The organism is Rhodococcus ruitaii, assembly GCF_055230935.1.
In genome coordinates, this window is record NZ_JBUYWC010000042.1 from 1 (window position 1) to 1474 (window position 1474).

A 1474-nucleotide genomic window follows, 5' to 3' on the forward strand; every position below is an offset into this window, starting at 1 on the left:
GGGAGAGGTCGATGTCGAGCTGCCAGGACGGGAGTGCGCCCTGCAGGTCGGGGGTCCAGGCGGTGAGGTAGTACTGCTGGCCGTAGATGATGCGGGGGATGTCGGCGTTCCATGCCTGCTGGACCTGCGCGAGGAGCGCGGGGCGCTGGTCCGGGCTGGCGGCGTCGAGTTGCACGGAAAGCACGTCGATTTCAGGGTTCGTGTAATTGACCCGATTGAGCGACGCGCCGGTGATGTACTGGTCGAGGTCGCAGGAGGTGCATTCGGGTAGCGACTGCTGCCCGCCGCCGGAGACAAGGACGTCGAACCCGCCGCCGCCGAGCTGGGACGCCTTGATCAGGTCGGCCAGTTCGACGGCGTTGAGGGTGGCGTCGATGCCGATGTTGCGCCATTGCGCGATGGCCTGGTTGGCGATCGCGATGTTTCCGGACTGGTTGGCGGACATCACCGACAGTGAACCGTCCCAGCCTGCGGCCTTGGCCTTGTCGACGAGTTGCTTGGCCTTCTCGGGGTCGTAGGCGACGCCTTCGAGGCCTTCGCCGAGGGGGCTGTCGCTCGAGACGAGGGTGGTGACCGGTTCGGCGACCCCGCCGGTGACGCGGTCGCTCATCAGTGCCGGGTCCAGCGAGAGCTGCAGTGCGAGGCGCACGTCGGGGTTGCGGGTGGGTGTGGTGTCGGCATTGGAGCCGATACCGAAGTTCGGTGTGAATCCCATGCGCAGTGGGTATTTCGAGTAGTTCGGGCCACTGTCGACGACCTGCTGGGACACCTCGAGGTCGGCGTTCCCCAGGAACACCTGAGCCTCACCCATGTCGAAGGCGTCCTTGCGGGCCTTCGCGTCGGGGATGGCGATGACGCGGACGGTGTCGAGACAGACGGGCCCGTTCCACCAGTCCGATTTCTTGTTCAGGACGACCTCGTTGCCGGGGGTCCAGTGGTCGAGGGTGAATGCGCCGGCGCCCGCGTTCGACGGCGGCGCGGAGGCCAGTGACGCCGGATCGACCTTCGGGTTGGTGATCATTCCGACGCCGGTCTCGAGAAGGTACGGGAACTCGACCCACTGCGCGGCCAGGGTGAACTCGACCGTGAGGGGGTCGACAGGTGTCATCGCGGTGATGCTGCGGCTGCGGGTGGCCCACATGGAACGGCTGGCCTCGCCGCGGTGTCGTTCGATGGAGGCGATGACCGCGGTCGCGTCGAACGGAGTGCCGTCGGGGAACACGGCCCCCTCCGGCAGGGTCAGAGTCCACACGGTGTGATCGGTGTTCGGGGTCAGCGACTTTGCCAGCAGCGGTTCGTGTTCCGACTTGGTCGGGTTCCACCGCATCAACGACGAGTAGATCTGCTGCGCCGGATTGACATAGAAGTAGCCGCCGGCTGGATCCATCGTCTGCGGCTCGGTCTGCTCCGCGATCGTCACCGCCCCGCCGGCCTTGCCGGCATCGCACACCCCCTCGTCACCACCACGCGCAAG

General features: G+C 66.7%; 1 protein-coding gene. It reads right to left on the reverse strand.

Annotated elements, in window-relative coordinates; translation table 11 throughout:
* The coding region (locus ACZI8W_RS26105; RefSeq protein WP_463371443.1) for an ABC transporter substrate-binding protein at nucleotides 1-1474 on the reverse strand (1474 nt) is incomplete at both ends.